This window comes from Aureimonas sp. AU22 (assembly GCF_001463745.1).
Lineage (GTDB): Bacteria > Pseudomonadota > Alphaproteobacteria > Rhizobiales > Rhizobiaceae > Aureimonas.
This window is the reverse complement of sequence record NZ_BBWJ01000048.1, coordinates 33514-50258: the sequence shown is the minus strand read 5'-3', so window position 1 is coordinate 50258 and position 16745 is coordinate 33514. Positions and strand designations below refer to the sequence as shown.

The 16745-nt window shown below is 67.0% G+C and carries 17 protein-coding genes and 2 tRNA genes; 10 read left to right on the top strand and 9 right to left on the bottom strand.

Translation table 11 applies throughout. The annotated features are described in order from the left end of the window. Positions 1–190: 190 nt before the first annotated feature. Positions 191–967 carry an IclR family transcriptional regulator gene (locus AUL34_RS18230; RefSeq protein WP_061936942.1) on the bottom strand — a complete coding sequence of 259 codons (777 nt, stop codon included), beginning with the start codon at positions 965–967 and terminating at the stop codon, positions 191–193. Positions 968–1074: 107 nt separating this feature from the next. Between AUL34_RS18230 and AUL34_RS18225 the strand changes: the two genes are divergently transcribed. Together AUL34_RS18225 and AUL34_RS18220 are read left to right on the top strand one after the other, a co-directional pair. Continuing rightward, complete coding sequence (locus tag AUL34_RS18225; RefSeq protein ID WP_061936939.1) at positions 1075–2598, top strand: AMP-binding protein; 1524 nt, start codon at positions 1075–1077, stop codon at positions 2596–2598. A gap of 13 nt (positions 2599–2611) precedes the next feature. Beyond that, positions 2612–3379 carry an enoyl-CoA hydratase/isomerase family protein gene (locus tag AUL34_RS18220; protein WP_082653475.1) on the top strand — a complete coding sequence of 256 codons (768 nt, stop codon included), beginning with the start codon at positions 2612–2614 and terminating at the stop codon, positions 3377–3379. 65 nt (positions 3380–3444) lie between these two features. Here the strand turns inward: AUL34_RS18220 and AUL34_RS18215 are convergent, their stop codons facing one another. Then, on the bottom strand, positions 3445–4281 hold the full coding sequence (locus AUL34_RS18215) for a transporter substrate-binding domain-containing protein (protein WP_061936935.1): 837 nt from the start codon (positions 4279–4281) through the stop codon (positions 3445–3447). Between the two features lie 309 nt (positions 4282–4590). Here AUL34_RS18215 and AUL34_RS18210 point away from each other — a divergent pair, with 309 nt between their 5' ends. The 4 genes from AUL34_RS18210 (at position 4591) to AUL34_RS18195 (ending at position 8686) form a co-directional block, all read left to right on the top strand. Next, positions 4591–5238 (top strand): amino acid ABC transporter permease, encoded by a 648-nt coding sequence (locus AUL34_RS18210; protein WP_061936933.1) that lies wholly within the window; start codon positions 4591–4593, stop codon positions 5236–5238. Positions 5239–5245: 7 nt separating this feature from the next. Continuing rightward, positions 5246–5989, top strand: a complete 744-nt coding sequence (locus AUL34_RS18205; RefSeq protein WP_061936930.1) for an amino acid ABC transporter ATP-binding protein — start codon at positions 5246–5248, stop codon at positions 5987–5989. A 23-nt stretch (positions 5990–6012) separates the two neighbouring features. Further along, positions 6013–7170: an alpha-hydroxy acid oxidase gene (locus AUL34_RS18200; RefSeq protein ID WP_061936927.1), complete on the top strand. Its 1158-nt coding sequence runs from the start codon at positions 6013–6015 to the stop codon at positions 7168–7170. A gap of 85 nt (positions 7171–7255) precedes the next feature. Continuing rightward, positions 7256–8686, top strand: coding sequence for an FAD-binding oxidoreductase (locus AUL34_RS18195; RefSeq protein ID WP_061936924.1), 1431 nt, complete (start codon positions 7256–7258; stop codon positions 8684–8686). 145 nt (positions 8687–8831) lie between these two features. Here the strand turns inward: AUL34_RS18195 and AUL34_RS18190 are convergent, their stop codons facing one another. Continuing rightward, positions 8832–9758 (bottom strand): dihydrodipicolinate synthase family protein, encoded by a 927-nt coding sequence (locus tag AUL34_RS18190; protein WP_061936921.1) that lies wholly within the window; start codon positions 9756–9758, stop codon positions 8832–8834. 139 nt (positions 9759–9897) lie between these two features. Here AUL34_RS18190 and AUL34_RS18185 point away from each other — a divergent pair, with 139 nt between their 5' ends. The 3 genes from AUL34_RS18185 (at position 9898) to AUL34_RS22400 (ending at position 12225) form a co-directional block, all read left to right on the top strand. Further along, positions 9898–10509, top strand: coding sequence for a helix-turn-helix domain-containing protein (locus AUL34_RS18185; protein ID WP_061936918.1), 612 nt, complete (start codon positions 9898–9900; stop codon positions 10507–10509). A gap of 184 nt (positions 10510–10693) precedes the next feature. Then, positions 10694–11599, top strand: a complete 906-nt coding sequence (locus AUL34_RS18180) for a LysR substrate-binding domain-containing protein (protein ID WP_061936915.1) — start codon at positions 10694–10696, stop codon at positions 11597–11599. Positions 11600–12027: 428 nt separating this feature from the next. After that, a complete protein-coding gene (locus AUL34_RS22400) occupies positions 12028–12225 on the top strand; it encodes a hypothetical protein (protein ID WP_156420988.1) in 198 nt (65 codons plus the stop codon). Between the two features lie 449 nt (positions 12226–12674). Here the strand turns inward: AUL34_RS22400 and AUL34_RS18175 are convergent, their stop codons facing one another. The 3 genes from AUL34_RS18175 to AUL34_RS18165 all read right to left on the bottom strand — a co-directional run bounded on the left by AUL34_RS18175 (position 12675) and on the right by AUL34_RS18165 (position 13710). Further along, complete coding sequence (locus AUL34_RS18175; protein WP_061936913.1) at positions 12675–12884, bottom strand: hypothetical protein; 210 nt, start codon at positions 12882–12884, stop codon at positions 12675–12677. A gap of 116 nt (positions 12885–13000) precedes the next feature. Then, positions 13001–13438 (bottom strand): pyridoxamine 5'-phosphate oxidase family protein, encoded by a 438-nt coding sequence (locus AUL34_RS18170; protein ID WP_061936910.1) that lies wholly within the window; start codon positions 13436–13438, stop codon positions 13001–13003. 197 nt (positions 13439–13635) lie between these two features. After that, positions 13636–13710: transfer RNA gene (locus tag AUL34_RS18165), tRNA-Thr, on the bottom strand. 163 nt (positions 13711–13873) lie between these two features. Between AUL34_RS18165 and AUL34_RS18160 the strand changes: the two genes are divergently transcribed. After that, positions 13874–13949: transfer RNA gene (locus AUL34_RS18160), tRNA-Phe, on the top strand. A gap of 104 nt (positions 13950–14053) precedes the next feature. Here AUL34_RS18160 and thiD read toward each other — a convergent pair. Genes thiD through AUL34_RS18145 form a run of 3 tightly spaced genes read right to left on the bottom strand, consistent with a single transcriptional unit; the run spans position 14054 to position 16610 of the window. Beyond that, positions 14054–14872 carry a bifunctional hydroxymethylpyrimidine kinase/phosphomethylpyrimidine kinase gene (gene thiD, locus AUL34_RS18155; RefSeq protein WP_061936907.1) on the bottom strand — a complete coding sequence of 273 codons (819 nt, stop codon included), beginning with the start codon at positions 14870–14872 and terminating at the stop codon, positions 14054–14056. Then, entirely contained in the window at positions 14869–15819 is a 951-nt protein-coding gene (locus tag AUL34_RS18150) for an ABC transporter substrate-binding protein (RefSeq protein ID WP_061937139.1), read from the bottom strand. The genes thiD and AUL34_RS18150 overlap by 4 nt, the downstream gene beginning before the upstream one ends. Continuing rightward, positions 15819–16610 carry an ABC transporter permease gene (locus AUL34_RS18145; RefSeq protein ID WP_061936904.1) on the bottom strand — a complete coding sequence of 264 codons (792 nt, stop codon included), beginning with the start codon at positions 16608–16610 and terminating at the stop codon, positions 15819–15821. The genes AUL34_RS18150 and AUL34_RS18145 overlap by 1 nt, the downstream gene beginning before the upstream one ends. Positions 16611–16745 lie beyond the last annotated feature (135 nt).

Here is a 16745-nt window from a genome sequence, read left to right as displayed (position 1 = left end):
TCCCTTGTCGCATGGTCGCGAACGTACGATGCAGGGGAGAGACGTTGAAAAACAACGTGCAGTTTCAGATACTTAAAAAACGAAGGAATCCTTGCTTAACCACTGGTGAAGCCGGGCTCCCGCATTCGATCGGTGGCCGGATAGAACCTCTGGTGGTAGGGCGAGGGCCCGTGCCGGCTCCGGCAGCTTGCTAGCCCGGGATCACCTGCGAGATGGACCGTGCCGCGGCGATCAGGGTCGGCACGAAGCGCTGGACCAGGGTCTCCTCGTCGTAGCGGAATTTCGAGGCGCCGAGACTGACCGCGGCGAGCATCTGCCGATCGGGCGAGACGATGGGGCAGGCGATCGAGATGTCGCCGGAGTAGATCTGCTCCTGCACCAGCGCGAAGCCGCGCTCGCGAACCGTTCTGATCTGCCGCCAGATGCCGTCGAGGTCGTAGATCGTCTTGGAAGTGAAGGCGCGCAGCTGGGACCTGGACAGGAGCGCGTCGACCTGTTCGTCGGGAAGCGCCGACAGCAGCGCCAACCCTCCCGCCGTGCAGTAGGCGGGCAGACGGCTGCCGACGTTGACATCGGTATCGAGGACGTTGGGCGACAGGTAGCGTGAGAGGTAGATGATGTCGCTGTCGTCCAGAACCGTCAGCGAGATCGCCTCTTCCGTCGTCCGGTTGAGGTGCGACAGGTAGGGGTGCGTGCGCAGCACGAGGGGGCTGGACCGGGAGTATTGATAGGCGAGGCTCAGCGCCTTGGGCGTCAGCTCGTAGGCCTTCGAACGCGTGTCCTTCCGGAGGTAGCCCAGTTGCGTCAGCGTATGGATGAAGCGCTGCGCCGCCGACCGGTCGAGGCCCGTCCTTTCCGCGATCTGTGTGAGGGTCTGGCGCGGATGCGAGGCATCGAACGTGGTGAGGACGCGAAACGCCTTCTCCACCGCGCGCACCATCAGGGGGTCGTCGCGTTCCTCCGCCATAATGCCTCTTCTCACGATCGAAAATATCCAATACTGATCTCATTATCGGATTTCATCGGCATTATGCAATAACTTTTATTGCATAGAGATAATACGGCTGGATCGAGATGGATTGGCAAGGACAGGGCTTCCTGCATCTTCTGACGCAGAGGGCGCACGCGGATCCCCGGCGTATCTATGCGACCGAGTTCCAGTCCGGCGAACTCGTGGCGCATCCCGTGGCGTCCATCGTGGCACGGTCCGAGGCGCTGGCCCGCGGACTGGCCGGACAGGGGGTTCGGCAGGGCGACCGCGTCGCCGTGATGCTCGACACCCATTCCGATCATCTGTGCCTGATCCTCGCGATCGCGCGGCTCGGCGCGATCTGGGTGCCGGTGGGAACCCGGCTCCTTCCCTCGCATCTCGAATACATCTTCAGCGAGAGCGGCGTCGGCATGGTGATCGCCGAGGCGGCGCTGGCGGCAACGGTCCGCGCTGCCGGCGAGGCCCTTCCGCTGATCCTGCGCGAGGCGGACGGCGGCCTTGCGGCGGCTCTCGCCTCCGACGCGGACCTGCCCGAGGTCGACGTTCGCGCAAGCGACATCCTGATGATCAGCTTCACGTCCGGCACCACGGGACGGCCGAAGTCCGTGCCGGTCACGCACGCGATGATGCGCTTTGCGGCCGAGGCCGCCGCGCTGGCCGCGAAGGCCGATCCGGGCGAGGTGCTCTATGTCTGGGAGCCGTTCAACCACATTGGCGGCGCCCAGCTCATCATCCTTCCGCTGATCCGCGACGTGACGCTGGCGCTGACCTCCCGCTTTTCCGCGTCCCGGTTCTGGGACGAGGTGCGCGCCTGCGGGGCGACCCGAATCCACCATCTCGGCGGAATCCTGCAGATGCTCCTGAAGCAGCCCGAGAGCCCGCGCGATCGAGACCACAAGGTGGCGGTCGCCTGGGGCGGGGGATGCACGCCGGAGGTCTGGACCGCCTTCGCCCAGCGCTTCGGCACGCGCATGGTCGAATGCTACGGGATGACCGAGGCGTCCAGCCTGACCACCATCAACGACGAGGACATGCCGGGGTTCGTCGGCCGGGCGATGCCCTGGTTCGATGTCAGCATCCGCACGTCCGAGGGGGAGCGATGCCTGCCGGGCGTGCGCGGCGAGATCGTGGTCGAGCCCATCGGGCAGGGCGCGGCCGCGCTGTTTGCGGGCTACCTCAATTCGGCAGAGGCGACGCGCGAGACCCTGCGCGAGGGGCGCCTGCACACCGGCGATCTCGGCGAGATGGACGAGGCGGGCCGGGTCCGGTTCCACGGCCGCCTGAAGGAAACCATTCGCGTGCGCGGCGAGAACGTCTCGGCCTGGGAGGTCGAGCACATCGTCGCCCAGCATCAGGGCGTGGCGGCCTGCGCGGTGATCCCGGTGAAGGCCGAGATCGGCGAGGCCGACATCAAGCTCTTCGTCGAGCGCGCCCCGGGCGCTGCACTGACGGCGCCGGACCTCTTCGACTGGGTGCGCGGCCGCCTCGCGCCCCATCAGCTTCCCCGGCATATCGCCTTCATCCCCGCCTTCGAGCGTACGCCCAGTCAGCGGATCATGAAGCACAAGCTCGATGCGACACCGGCGGGTGACTGGACCCGCGCTTAAGGAAACCACCCTCATGAGCGAACAGACCGACGCCATCCTGGAACGGATGGACGATTCCGTGCGTGTGATCACCCTCAACAAGCCTGAGAAGCTGAACGCCTGGGACAAGCCGATGCGCGACACGCTCGTCGCCGCGATCCTCAAGGCGTCGAAGGCGCCGGAGGTCGAGGCGGTGATCCTGACCGGCGCCGGCGACCGGGCCTTCTGCGCGGGGCAGGACCTCAACGAGGGCAAGACCTTCGACGCCGACCGCGCCGAGCTCTGGATCGAGGAGTGGCGCACCCTCTACAACGCGATCCGCCGCTTCGAGAAGCCGTTCGTGGTCGCGCTGAACGGGATCGCGGCGGGCTCGGCCTTCCAGGTCTCGCTTCTCGCCGACTTCCGCATCGGGCACGCGCAGTCCCGCATGGGGCAGCCCGAGATCAACAGCGGCATCGCCAGCGCCACTGGCTTCTGGATCCTGCGGGAGATGCTCGGCCTCGCACGCGCGATCGACCTCGTGCAGACGGGGCGGATTCTCGATGCGGAGGAGTGCCACCGCCTCGGTCTCATCAACGAGATCGTGGAGCGCGAGGCGGTGATGCCGCGCGCGCTGGAACTGGCACGGTTCCTCGCCGCCAAGCCGAAGCGCGCCTATGCCTTCAACAAGCAGCGGATCGCGGCCGCGACGCAGGCCGGGTTCGACGAGACCTTCGAACTCGCCCGGCAGATCCACCGCCGTGCCTTCGAGATCGGCGAGACCCAGGCCGAAATGGCCAAGTTCTTCGATCGCAAGGGCTGAAGGCCCCATGCGAAAGGGGCGCCGGGTTTCCCCGGCGCCCCTTCAGGTTCTGAAACTGCTTCGGCTTAGAACGTGATACCCTTGGGAATGGAATCGGTGTCCATTCCCGCCGCCTTGAAGCCGTCGATCAGAAGCGGCGCGATGGACTGGTCCGCGCGCTTGGCTTCGCCCCAGGCCTGGAGGAAGTCGCGCAGGCGCCCGTCGCCGTCCTTGCGCAGGCCCGCCGCGGCCGGGATGCCGTGTTCGGGGGTCGGAACCGTGTAGCCGGAGAACACCTGCGGCGTCGTCGCGTAGGTCTGCAGGCAGATCGGCAGTTCCTGCACGACGTAATCGGCGCGGCCCGACTGCATGGCCATGATGGCCTCGTTCATTTCCTTCAGCGTCATCACCTTGGCTTCCGGCAGCTCGTCCTTGATGAACTGCGTCTGCGCGGTGCCCGTCACCATCGCGAAGGAGGCGTCCGGCTTGTTGTAGTCCGCCCAGGTCGGACGGGTCTCGGCCTTCTTGCCGGCGAGCACGCAATCGGTCATGCGGTAGAGGGGGCCGGCCATGTCGAGCGCCTTCTTGCGCTCTTCCGTCGCCGTCATGCCGGGGAAGATGTCGATGCGTCCGGCCTGGAGGTCGAGGACGACGGTCTGCCACGTGGTCTCGTGCCACTTCACGGTCAGCGGCTTGCCCATCTTCTCCGAGAGGTCCTTGACCATCTGGCGGCAGACATTGGGACCGTAGCCTTCGTAGACCAGCTCGCTGCCCGTATAGAAGGACGTCGGCTTGTAGGCATGGACGCCGCCGCAGACGACCTCGCCGGTGCGTTCGATCTTGTCCCAGAGCGCTTCGCTCCAGGCAGGCGTGGCCGCGAGGATGCCGATGGCGGTGGCTGCAATTCCCCACTTGATGGTCATGGCGTGTCTCCGATGGCTGATGGGCGATTGGGCAGATGCAGATGACGCTGCAATGACAGGCATCGTTCCACATGAGTGAGCACGCAACAATCGTAAATGGTGAGGCGCAGTACGAAAAAACGCCTCAGATAATGATATTTCATCGCATTACGATAAAACAGCGAAAAAGTTGGCGTATTTGCCGGAAGTCGTGATCGTAAGCTGGATTTTCTGGCGAGGCTTTGCTTAGACTTCGGCAAACGGTTGGTTCCGCCCTCGCGTGAGCCATGGCAGCCGCCGCATCGCCGGCCGGCCCGCGACGGAGGCCCCATGTACGAGTTCGACTGGTCGGTGGTTCTGGATCCGCAGCTCTGGCTGCAGGCGATGGGCGTGACCATCGCATACGCCGCGGTGACGTCGGTGGTCGGGTTGGCGCTCGGCGTGGTTCTGGGTCTCGTCCTCGTCTCCCGGATCCCCGTTCTGGCGATGATCGTGCGGATCTACATCCACGTCTTCCGCTGCACGCCGCTCCTCGTCCAGATCGTCTGGTTCTTCTACGCCCTGCCGATGATGACCGGCTTCACCATGCCCGACTGGTTCGCGGCGGGCCTCGGTCTCACCCTCTACATGGCGGCCTTCGCGGCCGAGATCTTCCGCGCCGGCGTGATCTCGATCGAGAAGGGGCAATGGGAGGCCTCCACCGTTCTCGGCTTCTCCTATGCGACGAAGATGCGCCACATCATCCTGCCGCAGGCGACGCGGCGAATGATCCCGCCGATCGTCAGCCAGGCGATCCTGCAGCTCAAGAACACGTCGCTTCTTTCGGTCGTCGCGATGCCCGACATCATGTACGCGGCCGGCGCGCTCACGATGTCCACGTTCCGCCCGCTCGAGGTCTATACGTTCGCGGCGCTCCTGTACCTCGTGATCCTGACACCGGTGACGCTTCTGGCGAACCGTTTCGAACTCAAGCACTGAGGCCGGCGTGATCAGCACCCATCAGCTCCGCAAGTCGTTCGGCGAGCGCGAAGTCCTTCAGGGCATCGACATCGAGATCCAGCAGGGGCAGGTCGCCGTCCTCATCGGTCCGTCCGGCTGCGGCAAGTCGACCCTTCTTCGCTGCCTCAACCTTTTGGAACAGCCCTCGGCAGGCGAAATCGAGATCGCGGGCAACCGCCTCGCCTTCACGCCGACGACGAAGCTTCCCGAGCGCCGGAAGGCCGAGTTCCGGTCTAAGACCGGCATGGTCTTCCAGAACTTCAATCTCTTTCCGCACATGACGGTGCTGCAGAACGTCGCCTCCGGTCCCTATCTCAACGGACTGAAGTCGAAGGCCGAGGCGCACGAGACCGCCAATCGGCTGCTCCAGCGTGTCGGGCTGACCGACAAGGCGGATCTCTATCCCTCGCAGATCTCCGGCGGGCAGGCGCAGCGCGTGGCGATCGCGCGGGCGCTCGCGCTCGATCCGCAGGTCATGCTGTTCGACGAGCCGACGTCGGCGCTCGACCCCGAACTCGTGGGCGAGGTCCTCGAGGTCATGCAGGGGCTCGCGCAAGACGGCACGACGATGATCGTGGTGACGCACGAGATGGGCTTCGCTCGCAACGTCGCCTCCAAGGTGATCTTCATGGAAGGCGGGGTCGTCGTCGAGACGGGCGTGCCGAACGAGGTCCTGCGCCAGCCCCAGACCGATCGGCTGCGCAGCTTCCTGTCGCGCGTCGAGCACTGACGGCGCGGGACGGGCACCGATCCATGCGCCGTGCGCCCGGGTTTCTCGACTTCGACGAGGCGCGCACGGCCGCGCGCGCCTTCCTGCCGCGTGCCCTGTTCGACTACATCGATCGCGGCACGGAGGGCGAGCGGGCGCTGACGGCGTTGCGCGAGGGCTTCGACATCAGGCGGGTCGTGCCGCGGGTTCTCCAGCCCGTCTCCGATCCCGACATGACGACCCTCTGCTTCGGGATGGCGCGGCGCTCGCCCTTGGTGATCGCGCCGACGGCGCTCGCCGGTCTCGTGCGGTTCGACGGGGAGGTCCTCGTCGCCCGAGCGGCCGCCGCAGCCGGCCTTCCGTTTACCGTCTCGACGCAGTCGTCGACGGCGATCGAGGCGATCGCCGAGCGTGCGCCCGGCGTCGAGCTCTGGTTCCAGCTCTATGTCTGGCGCGACCGGGCCGAGACATGGGCTCTGCTGGACCGCGTGGCACGCTGTGGTGCGGGCACGCTCGTTCTGACCGTGGACACGCCGGCATCCCCGAAGAAGATCCACAACCGGCGCAACGGGTTCGGCATTCCGCTGAAACCCTCGCCTGCGCTGGCGCTGGATCTCGCGCTCCACCCCCGCTGGACCGCCGGCGTGATGGGCCGATACGTCCGGCAGGGCGGGCTTCCCTCCTACGCCCACTATCCCACGCATGCCGCGCAATCCGTCACCGCCGCGATCGCCGACCCGCGCTTTGCGCTGGATACGGTTCTCGACGAGGGCTTCGTCCGCGAACTTCGTCGGCGGTGGCAGGGACGGTTGCTTCTGAAGGGCGTCCTTTCGCCGGCCGATGCGAAGACGGCGCTCGACGCCGGCTGCGACGGCATCGTCGTCTCCTCGCATGGCGGGCGCAACCACGACAGCGCCGTCCGGCCACTGGACGTCCTCTCCCGCATCCGGGACGCCGTCGGTCCGTCCGCGACGCTCCTCGCCGACAGCGGGGTGCGGCGCGGATCGGACGCCGCCAAGCTTCTGGCGGCCGGTGCCGATGCCGTGATGCTCGGCCGGGCGCCGCTCTACGGCCTCGCGGCGGGGGGCCAAGCGGGCGTCGCCGAGATCCTGAACCAGCTGACGGACGAACTGCGCGGCTTCCTCGCGTTCAGCGGTGCGCCGAACCTTGCAGCGCTTCGATCCTGCGAGTGGATCGGCTGAACCGGCTCGGCAACACACGCCCGACCCTCGTGTGCCCAAACGCCCACCTCGTCGCATCGACGGGCTCGAAGAACAGGAAGACAGCATGACCGCCTCCCTCGCAGACGACGACGTTCTTGCCCGGCTCCGCGGCATCGTCGGGGCGCGCAACGTCCTGACGGAAGAGGCCGACATGGCGCCGTATCTCGAGGACTGGCGCGGCTACAGCCGCGGCACGGCGCTCGCGGTGGTGCTTCCCGGCGATACGAGCGAGGTCGCCGGCGTGGTGAAGGCCGCCGCCGAGTGCGGTCGCTCGCTCGTGCCGCAGGGCGGCAATACCAGCCTGTGCCAGGGATCGGTGCCGCCGGAGGGCGGCAACGGGATCGTTCTCGCGCTGCGCCGCATGGCGGGCATCCGCGAGATCGACAAGCCGTCCGGGGTGATGATCGTGGATGCCGGAGCGGCGCTGGCCGCCGTCCATGCCGCCGCGGAAGGGGTGGGGCGACGCGTGCCGATCAATCTCGGCAGCGAGGGCACGGCGCAGATCGGCGGGCTCCTGTCCACCAATGCGGGTGGCACCAGCGCCCTGCGCTACGGCCCGATGCGCGAACTCGTCTGCGGCATCGAGGTGGTGCTGCCCAACGGCCGGGTGTTCAGCGATCTGCGGGCCTTGCGGAAAGACAACACCGGCTACGATCTGCGCAACCTCTTCGTCGGCGCCGAGGGGACGCTCGGCGTCGTCACGGGCGCGGCCATCCGCATGCACCCGATGCTGCGCGCCTCCGCCCATGCCTGGGTCGCGCTGGCCGATCTGGACGCTGCGGTCACGATCCTCACCGGTCTTCAGGACCGCTTCGACACCGCCGTCCAGGCGGCCGAGCTTCTGTCCCGCAATCAGGTCGAACTGGTGCTCCGGCACATTCCGCGCACGCGGCATCCCCTGGAGACGCGATCCGACTGGTCGCTGCTGGTCGAACTCGGCAGCTCGGACGCCGCCGCCGACCTCCAGGGTCAGCTCGAGGAGTGGCTGGCCGAGCGCTTCGAGGACGGGGCGGTGTTGGACGCCTTCGTCGCGCAGAGCGAGGCGCAGGGCGGCGACATCTGGCATATCCGGCACTCCGTTTCCGAAGCGAACAAGATCCACGGCCATTCGCTCTCGCACGACGTCGCCGTCCGGCCCTCGCTGGTTCCCCGGATGATCGAGGCCTGCAGCGAAGGCGTGCGCGCGGCCCATCCCGGCGCCAACATTCTGATCGTCTCGCATGTTGGCGACGGGAACGTGCACTTCATCGTTCACTTCACGCACGCCGAATGGGACGCCTTCGCCGATCCGAAGGCGGTGACGGCACAGGTGATGCGGATCGTCCATGACGAGGTGGAGGCTCTGAACGGAACCTTCTCGGCCGAGCACGGAATCGGACGCAAGCTCAAGGGCGAACTGGCGCAGCGCGGCGATCCGGTCCGGCTCGAGCTGATGCGCGCGATCCGGGGCGTCATCGACCCCGGCCAGCGCATGAATCCCGGCACCGTTCTCTAGAGACACCAAAGCGAAAGGCCCGGATCACGCCGGGCCTTCTTGCGAGGGGATGTCGGCGAGGAGCGGAGTGCACCCCTCCTGGCCGACACCCTGTTCTTCTCGAACGCCTTGATCGCGAGTTTCGAGAACTGAGGCGACCGTCGCCTCAGGCGAAGGCGAGCGCCTGGTCGCGAGGGGCGGTCATGGCATCGGTGCGGATGACGCCCAGCGCACGATCCATCAGGGCCCGCGTCTCGCCGTTCGGCGGAAGGAGGGGCAGGGCGACCTCGCCCACGGGGCAGCCGAGGGCAGCGAGCATCGCCTTCAACGGCCCCGGATTGGTCTCGTTGAAGAGCGCTTCGAAGACCGGAAGCAGCCGCCGGTGCAATGCGATGCCTTCGGCGAAACGTCCGTCCGCGAGGGTCTCGTGGATCCGCATCCAGTAATCGGGAAGGAGCGGTGCGCTCGCAAGGACGCCACCGCGCGCGCCGTGCATCGCATGGATGGCGTAAAGCATGTCGTCGCCCGACAGGAGCGAGATGCGGTCCTCGACCGCTTGGAACAGACAGTTGAAGTAGTGCGCGTCGGTGTTGCAGACCTTGACGCCGATGACGGTGTCCTCGCGCGCCAGCGTGGCGAGCGTCGCCGTCGCCGTCTTGAAGCCGGTGCGGGCGGGAATGTCGTAGTAGATGAGCGGCAGGTCGACGCTCCGGCGGTAGGCCCGCATGTATTCCAGGACGCCATCCTGGCTCGGGATCACGTAGAACGGCGTCACCAGCATGAGCCCGGCCGCACCGGCTTCGCGGAAGGCCTCGCCGGTCGCCACGGCTTCCGCAAAGCCAGGGGACAGGACGCCCGGCAGGACGGGCACCGCTCCCTTGGCGACCTCGACCGTGCGGCGGACCACGGCGACCCGGTCCTCGGGGGACAGCGCGGTGTATTCGCCGGTTCCGCCCATCGGCACGAGCCCCCCGACACCGGCGGCGAGGTTGCGCTCCACCAGAGCGCCGAGCGCAGCGAGGTCCGGCCGTCCGTCGGATCGCAGCGGTGTCGGAAGAGCCGGTAGGATGCCGTGAAGGTCGTTAGCGCGCATGGAGGGGTCCTGTCGTTCGCCCGTTGTCGCGAGAGACTACAAATTGTCGAATACGAAAATCAATGGCATGATTGTGCAGCGGGGCGCGGTCGTGGCAATTTGCGGAGCATATCGTCCCCATCGTCGAGGCGGCCGGCCCATGGATTTCGACATCGCTGCCTCGCGCTCGCCGCAACCGTCCGGTCCCGCGCCGGTGGGTTCGATCGATGTCGGGGCGCGCATCGCGCAGCTGCGGGCCGACCGGGGCTGGACCCTTCAGCAGGCGGCGGCGCACACGGGCGTCGCCTTCTCGACTTTGTCCAAGATCGAGCGCCACGAGCTTTCTCCCACCGTCACGACGCTCACCAAGATCGCCCACGGGATGGATCTCTCGCTCAGCCAGCTTCTGGAATCGCCGCGTCAGCGCGCGGGCATGGCGCGCCGAAGCCTGTCGCGAGCCGGCGAGGCGAAGGGCACGGCGACCGGTGCCTGCGACAACGCGGTTCTGTGCAGCGATCTGAAGAACCGCCGCATGACGCCGATTCGCACGCGCGTGCGCGCACGCGATCTCTCGGCCTACGAGGAATGGGCGCGTTACGAGGCCGAGATCTTCCTCATGGTTCTCGAGGGTACGCTCGTGATTCACAGCCAAAGCTACGAGCCGACGCGGCTCGAAGCGGGCGACTCGATCTACTACGACGCCTCGACCGGTCATCTCTGGACCTCGGAAGGCGAGGGGGATGCCGTGGTGCTCTGGGTCTACGCGGAATAGTCGGCTTCGCCGAGACCGGCGACGGAAGCGTGCCGGCTGCGGAGGCGTCGCCTGCATCGGTTCGATGACTGGGCGAGATGAGCATCATGATCGGTGCAGGACCAGTGGAGGGTCCGGCCCCTTGATCGTCGACGGGATGAGCGCCTAGATCCGCTATCGCCAATCGACTTGATGCGAGATGGGAATGAAGCTGAGCCGCAGCCTGATGCCGGAGCTGTCCGCGCTCCAAGCGTTCGAAGCGGCGGCGCGCCATGGCAGCTTCACCCGCGCGGCGGTGGAACTCAATCTGACGCAGAGCGCGGTCAGCCGGCAGATACGCGACCTGGAGACCCAACTCGGCGTCGCCCTGTTCGAGCGCGTGCGCCAGCGTGTCGTTGTATCGAGCACCGGCCAGCGTCTCCTGCCCGAAGCCGAGCGCATCCTCGCCGGCGTCGCCGATCTCACCTTGCGTGCGGCCAGCTCACGGGACGTCACCGGCCATCTGACGATCGCGACGCTGCCGACCTTCGGCAGCCGTTGGCTGATGCCGCGCCTTCCCAGCTTCCTGGCACTGCATCCGGGCCTGCAGGCAACGGTCCTGTCGCGCGCCGAGGCCTTCGACATGGGGGAAGCCGGCGTCGATCTGGCGGTGCATCATGGCAAGCCCACCTGGCCCGGGGCGACCTGCAGCTACCTCTGCGCCGAGACGGTGATCCCGGTCGCGACGCCCGAACTCGCGGGATCGGGGCGTGTCCTGTCGGACCAAACGCCGCTGCTGCATCTGGAATCGCGCCCCGCCCAGTGGTCGGCCTGGCTCGGCACGAACGGACGGGATCCGACGCGCGGGTTTCACGGGCATCGTTTCGATCAGTTCGCCCTGATGATCGAGGCGGCGCTGGCCGGCCTCGGTGCCTCCCTCCTGCCGGCCTACCTGATCGAGCGCGAGGTCGGGCAGGGGCGTCTCGTCATGCTCGAAGGGGAGCATCCGATCGCCGAGACCGACACGGCCTACTACATCGTCGTGTCCGATGGGCGGGCTTCGGAACCCATCGTGCAAGCATTCGTCCAGTGGATCACAACCCAGGTCGCGCGCGATCCGATGGGAACTTGAGCGAATGGCCGCACCGGCGGCGCCGCGCATCACCATCCCTCCAGGACGCGCCGTGGGCGTCGCGTCCGTTTCAGCGGCACTCGGGGCTTTCGACCGGCCATTCGTTCCCCCGCGATGCAGAGGCACGCGCATCGGACAGTTGCCCGGCATGCTTGCGACGCGCCGGTAGGACGAGGCGCGAACGGGAGGACGTAACGGTGCCGACGTCGCCCTTGGCCTTTCCGGCCCTGCAGATCCCCGGTCGTCTCAACGGCTGCCGTCGTCACCGAAACGCACTACGACTGCGGTGGGTCTGAAGGTCACGATCGATCAAAGGCATCGACAAGCTTTCACGCGTTGGAAACCTTCTGCGGAAGCGCAAGGCAACACAACCTTCGACCTATCGTTTATCGCGCAAGACAATCGCGGGAGTTGGTGAAGTGCAGTGCATGGTTGAGCTTCTCGTCGATAGCGAAATGGTGGAGCGAAGCGTCTATCGGTTCCGAATGGTGCCCAGGGTCGGCGATCAGATCATCGTGCGCCCGGGAAGCGGCGCTCCGCGCAGGGGCGCCGTGCGCAGCGTGGTCCACGCGCCCGCGCGTCGCTCCGCCGAAGGCGAAGTTGTCCTGCGCGTGGCCATGTGCTGACCGGCCAATTCGCATAGACAAGAGCGGGGATGATCGTCAGCGACGTTTGCAACGATCGCTCAGGCGACCTGCATGACGACGAAGCCGCTGCTCAAGACGACCCGCATCCAGACCTTCCGCCCACCCCGGCAGCAAGCAACGGCGAAACGACGAGGTGCGTCGGAGCGGACGAGAGCCCCCCTGCCTTCGCTGCCGATGCTGCGGGCCATGACCCGAAGGCAGGATCGTCAGCGAACCGCTGAAGCCCCTGTCGCCCGGTCTGCGCCATGACCGATCCCACGGGAGCGCAGTCGGCGTGATCACTGTCGTGTTCCGCCAGCGCTCCGCGGAGACAACAGCCGATGTTCAGCAGAGCGGCCGGAACGACCCGCGCTCGGCGGCACCGGCGTCGCAAGAAACCCGCCGACCGAAGCCGGCGGGTGGGGGTGCCCTGTCAATCGTCTGGACAGTCAGGCCGGGCGCATGCTCTTGACCCGCTCCACGTCCGGATCGACATCCAGTGGATCGGACGTGTCGGGATCGACGGCGCCCTCCTCGTTCTCCGGGTCGGGGTCGTTCTCGACCCGTGCGCCACCCGGAAGCTTGCTTTCGTAGCGGTTGATGCGGTCCGTTTCCGTTTCGCCGGGCAGGAGCGGCTCGTCCTGTGGGGTGCGGGACATGGTGTCTCCTTCGATGGTTCGATGCAGGAGAAGCGCCGATGGCGCCCGCTTGTTCCCGTCGGGCGAAGGCTTGCCCGTTGTCCTGAAAGGGCGGCGGTCCCGCAGCCTCGGGCTCGTCAGCGAACCGGCACTTCGCCCTCGTCCTCGCCGTTCCAGAAATGGATGCGAGATGCGTGAACCTTGATGAGGACGAGGTTCGGCGTGTCGACGCCGTCCTTGAACCAGTATTCGAGGTCCTTGGTCCAATGCGCCTCGAACGCGGCCTTATCGCGGATCAGTTCGGCGCGCCCTTCTACGGAGATGAAGATCGGCGGCTTGCCGAGCAGCCCCTTCTTGCCCTGGAAGCCCAGGCCGACCTTCGGATCGCGCTCGATGTCGGACACCGTCCGGGCTTCCTCGTAGGTGAAGAACCAGGAATCGCCCTCGTAGGCGACGTCGCCGTTGTTCGACATCGGCCGTGCTGCGATGTCGCCGCCCTCGGTGCGCGTCGACAGCATGCAGAAATCGATGTCGGCCATCGCGTCGGAAATGTCCTTGAGCGTCATGTCGGCCATAATGGTCTCCCTCGTTGAGTGAGGGGCAACGCACGGACGGCTTCATGGCTCCGCACATCGGCTGCATCGGGCCGCCTGGCGCGTATCGGAAACGCGCTGCAACCCATCCACCGAGAACATCGAACGCATAACGCTGCCCGCACGGCAAAGCGCAATCGCCCTATGTCGATCCGATCGTACGCTGTTCCGGGAAAGGATGGTGCTGCGAGAGAGGATTGAACTCTCGACCTCTCCATTACCAATGGAGTGCTCTACCACTGAGCTACCGCAGCTGGCCGACGGCGGCTCTATTGCCATAGGCTGGCGGTGAGCGCAAGGCGTGTCGTGTGACGGTTTTTTTGCGGTCCCTTGCCGGAGGGGTGGACAGTCTGCCACGGCCTGACTATAAGGCCCGAACCGAACGGAACGACCCTACTGGGCCGACTCCCGAACGGCGCCCAAGTAGCTCAGTTGGTAGAGCATGCGACTGAAAATCGCAGTGTCGGTGGTTCGATTCCGCCCTTGGGCACCATTCCTTTCGGTTCATCTCTGAAAACCGCTTACCCCTGATGCACCGGGCGCCTGTCGACGCTGGTTGCTTACCGTTCGCATGCGGATCATCGCCGGAACGAGGGGTCACGCGCTGCGTTCGCTGGTGAGCGGCCACCAGTGATGAAAGTGATGGACGGGTCCTCGTCCGCTTCCGACCCCGAGACCTTCCGCCGCGCGCAGCGAATCGGTGAGATAGGCCTTGGCCGCCATTGCAGCGTGCGGCAAGGCGAGGCCCCGTGCAAGCCCGGCCGCGATCGCGGCGGCGAGCGTGCAGCCGGTTCCGTGATCGCACGCCGTTGCGCTTCGAGGGGCGGAAAGACGCTGCACGCCGTCCGGCCGGACCAGGAGGTCGACGCTGTCCGGCCCAACGCCGTGACCGCCCTTGATCAACGCCGCGTGGGCGCCGAAGCCGAGGATCGCGCGGCCCTGACGCTCCATGTCGGCCTCGTTCAGCGCCTGGGGCGTGGCGGTGAGAAGCGCGGCCTCGTGGAGATTGGGTGTCGCGAGATCGGCCAAGGGCAGAAGTTCACCGCGTAGCGCCTCCATCGCTTCCTCGCGCAGCAACCGGTCGCCCGAGGTCGCGACCATCACGGGATCCACCACGGCGCGCCGGCCGTGGGCCCGCAGGCGCTCGCCGATGATGCGGATCGTCTCGGTTCGCGAGACCATGCCGATCTTGATCGCGCCCACGTCGAGATCGGTGAGAACCGCGTCGATCTGCGCAGCGACGATGGCCGGCGACAGGTCCTCGATGGCGGTGACGCCGTGGGTGTTCTGCGCGGTGACGGCCGTGAGGACGCTGGCACCGTAGACGCCGAGGGCGGAGAACGTCTTCAGGTCGGCCTGGATACCGGCGCCGCCGGAGGAATCGGAGCCCGCGATGGTGAGCGCGATCGCAGTCATGGCTTCAGCTCCACGGCGTAGGTCGCAAGAGCCGGAGCTTCGTCGAGCAGTCCCTGGCGCACCATGAAGGCGGCGAAGCGTTCGTATCGACCGGCGTCGAGAGCGGCGGGGCGCTTGGCGAGCCGCGGCAGCGTGTCGGCGAAGGCCTGGGCGTTCAACGCGTCGTCGAGATCGGGATAGGCCTTCAGAAGGAGCGCCTTCGCCTCGTCCGGGTGGTTGGTCGCGAAGATCGCGGCGTCCTCGACCGCGGCGAGGAAGCGCGGCAGGCGGGGATCGTCGATCTTGTCTCGGCTGGTGACGAGGATCAGTTCGTCATAGGCCGGCACGCCGTTTTCCTCGGGAAAGAAGGCGCGGCCCTCGTGGCCTTCGAGACGCATCTGCGTCAGCTCGAAATTGCGGAAGGCCCCGATCGTGGCATCGACGCTCCCCGACAGAAGCGCGGGCGTGAGAGCGAAGTTGACGTTGACGAGCTCGACGTCGGAAAGCGACAGCCCCGCCGCACCGAGCATCGCCGAAAGCGCCGCCTCCTCGATGCCGGCAACGGAGTATCCGATCCTGCGCCCCTTGAGGTCGGCCAGCGTCTTCACCGGCCCGTCGGCTCGCACCAGGACCGTATTCAGCGGCGTTTCCACGAGCGTGCCGAAGCGCACGAGGGGCAGGCCGGCCTTCACGTCGAGCATCAGGTTGGGCTGGTAATGGACGGCGACGTCCGCCTGGCCCGCCGCGAGAAGCCGGGGCGGGGCGGACGGGTCTGCCGGGGGCACGAGATCGACGTCGAGACCATGGGCGGCGAAGAAGCCTTTCTCGCGTGCCACGACGAGCGGGACGTGATCCGGATTGACGAACCATTCGAGAAGGACGGTCAGCTTGTCGGCGGCAAGGGCCGGCGCGGCGGTCAGCAATGCGAGCGCGAAGCCCGCTGCCGCAGGGAAGGAGCGGAAGGGCATCAGGATGGGGTCCTCCATGGCGAAATGCGGGTCGGGAAAGGCGATGGCGCTTCCTCCGTCGCCCAAGGGGCGAGGCGCGGGGCGATCCCGTCGACGAAGGCGCGAAGGGCAAGGGACAGCGCCGCGAGGATCGCGAGCGCCGCGAACACGAGGTCGGTCTGCATTCGGGCGTTGGCCTGGATCATCAGGAACCCGAGCCCGCCGGATGCGCCGACCCACTCGCCGATCACCGCGCCGAGCGGCGCGAGGGGGGCCGCCACCCGCAGGCCGCTGACGAGGGCAGGCATGGCAAGGGGGATCCGAACATGCCAAAGCGCCTGGAAATGGCTGGCCTCGGTCATAGCGGTGGCGTCGAGGAGGTCCGGGTCGGTGCGCCGCAGGCCGTCGGCAAAGGCCGATGCCACGGGAAAGAAGATGATCAGCGCCGCCATCACCACCTTGGAGGCGAGGCCGAAGCCGAACCAGAGGACCAGAAGCGGCGCGAGGGCGAAGACGGGCATGGCCTGGAGGATCAGGACCTGGGGCCAGAGAACGGCGCCGACCCGTGGAAAGGCGACGGTGGCAAGCGCCGTCGCCGCACCAGCCATCACGCCGAGAACGAGCCCCAGCGCGATCTCGGAGACGGTGACGATGGTGCCACCGGCGAGGCGGCCGGCCTGCGCCGCGAACGCGCGCGCGACGTCGATCGGCGGCGGCAGCATGTAGCGCGGAGGGTTGATGAGGAGGACGATCGCGGCCCAGGCGAGAAGCCCCGCCAGAAGGCCGAACGCGACCGCGCGAAACGCGCGCACCCGGCTTCAGATCGACAGGCGGCGGAGAGGGGGCAGCGCCGGAGACGGCGGAGGTGAACGGGTTGGGCGCATGCGATCTCCCCGGCCGGTATCGGCCACAAGAGATCCGGATGTCGAGCGGAGACAACGAAGGCG

Excerpts from the sequence above, each read along its gene's own strand:
- AUL34_RS18230 (WP_061936942.1), bottom strand. The coding sequence starts at position 967 with ATGGCGGAGGAACGCGACGACCCCCTGATGGTGCGCGCGGTGGAGAAG.
- AUL34_RS18225 (WP_061936939.1), top strand. The coding sequence starts at position 1,075 with ATGGATTGGCAAGGACAGGGCTTCCTGCATCTTCTGACGCAGAGGGCG.
- AUL34_RS18220 (WP_082653475.1), top strand. The coding sequence starts at position 2,612 with ATGAGCGAACAGACCGACGCCATCCTGGAACGGATGGACGATTCCGTG.
- AUL34_RS18215 (WP_061936935.1), bottom strand. The coding sequence starts at position 4,281 with ATGACCATCAAGTGGGGAATTGCAGCCACCGCCATCGGCATCCTCGCG.
- AUL34_RS18210 (WP_061936933.1), top strand. The coding sequence starts at position 4,591 with ATGTACGAGTTCGACTGGTCGGTGGTTCTGGATCCGCAGCTCTGGCTG.
- AUL34_RS18200 (WP_061936927.1), top strand. The coding sequence starts at position 6,013 with ATGCGCCGTGCGCCCGGGTTTCTCGACTTCGACGAGGCGCGCACGGCC.
- AUL34_RS18195 (WP_061936924.1), top strand. The coding sequence starts at position 7,256 with ATGACCGCCTCCCTCGCAGACGACGACGTTCTTGCCCGGCTCCGCGGC.
- AUL34_RS18190 (WP_061936921.1), bottom strand. The coding sequence starts at position 9,758 with ATGCGCGCTAACGACCTTCACGGCATCCTACCGGCTCTTCCGACACCG.
- AUL34_RS18185 (WP_061936918.1), top strand. The coding sequence starts at position 9,898 with ATGGATTTCGACATCGCTGCCTCGCGCTCGCCGCAACCGTCCGGTCCC.
- AUL34_RS18180 (WP_061936915.1), top strand. The coding sequence starts at position 10,694 with ATGAAGCTGAGCCGCAGCCTGATGCCGGAGCTGTCCGCGCTCCAAGCG.
- AUL34_RS22400 (WP_156420988.1), top strand. The coding sequence starts at position 12,028 with ATGGTTGAGCTTCTCGTCGATAGCGAAATGGTGGAGCGAAGCGTCTAT.
- AUL34_RS18175 (WP_061936913.1), bottom strand. The coding sequence starts at position 12,884 with ATGTCCCGCACCCCACAGGACGAGCCGCTCCTGCCCGGCGAAACGGAA.
- AUL34_RS18170 (WP_061936910.1), bottom strand. The coding sequence starts at position 13,438 with ATGGCCGACATGACGCTCAAGGACATTTCCGACGCGATGGCCGACATC.
- thiD (WP_061936907.1), bottom strand. The coding sequence starts at position 14,872 with ATGACTGCGATCGCGCTCACCATCGCGGGCTCCGATTCCTCCGGCGGC.
- AUL34_RS18150 (WP_061937139.1), bottom strand. The coding sequence starts at position 15,819 with ATGCCCTTCCGCTCCTTCCCTGCGGCAGCGGGCTTCGCGCTCGCATTG.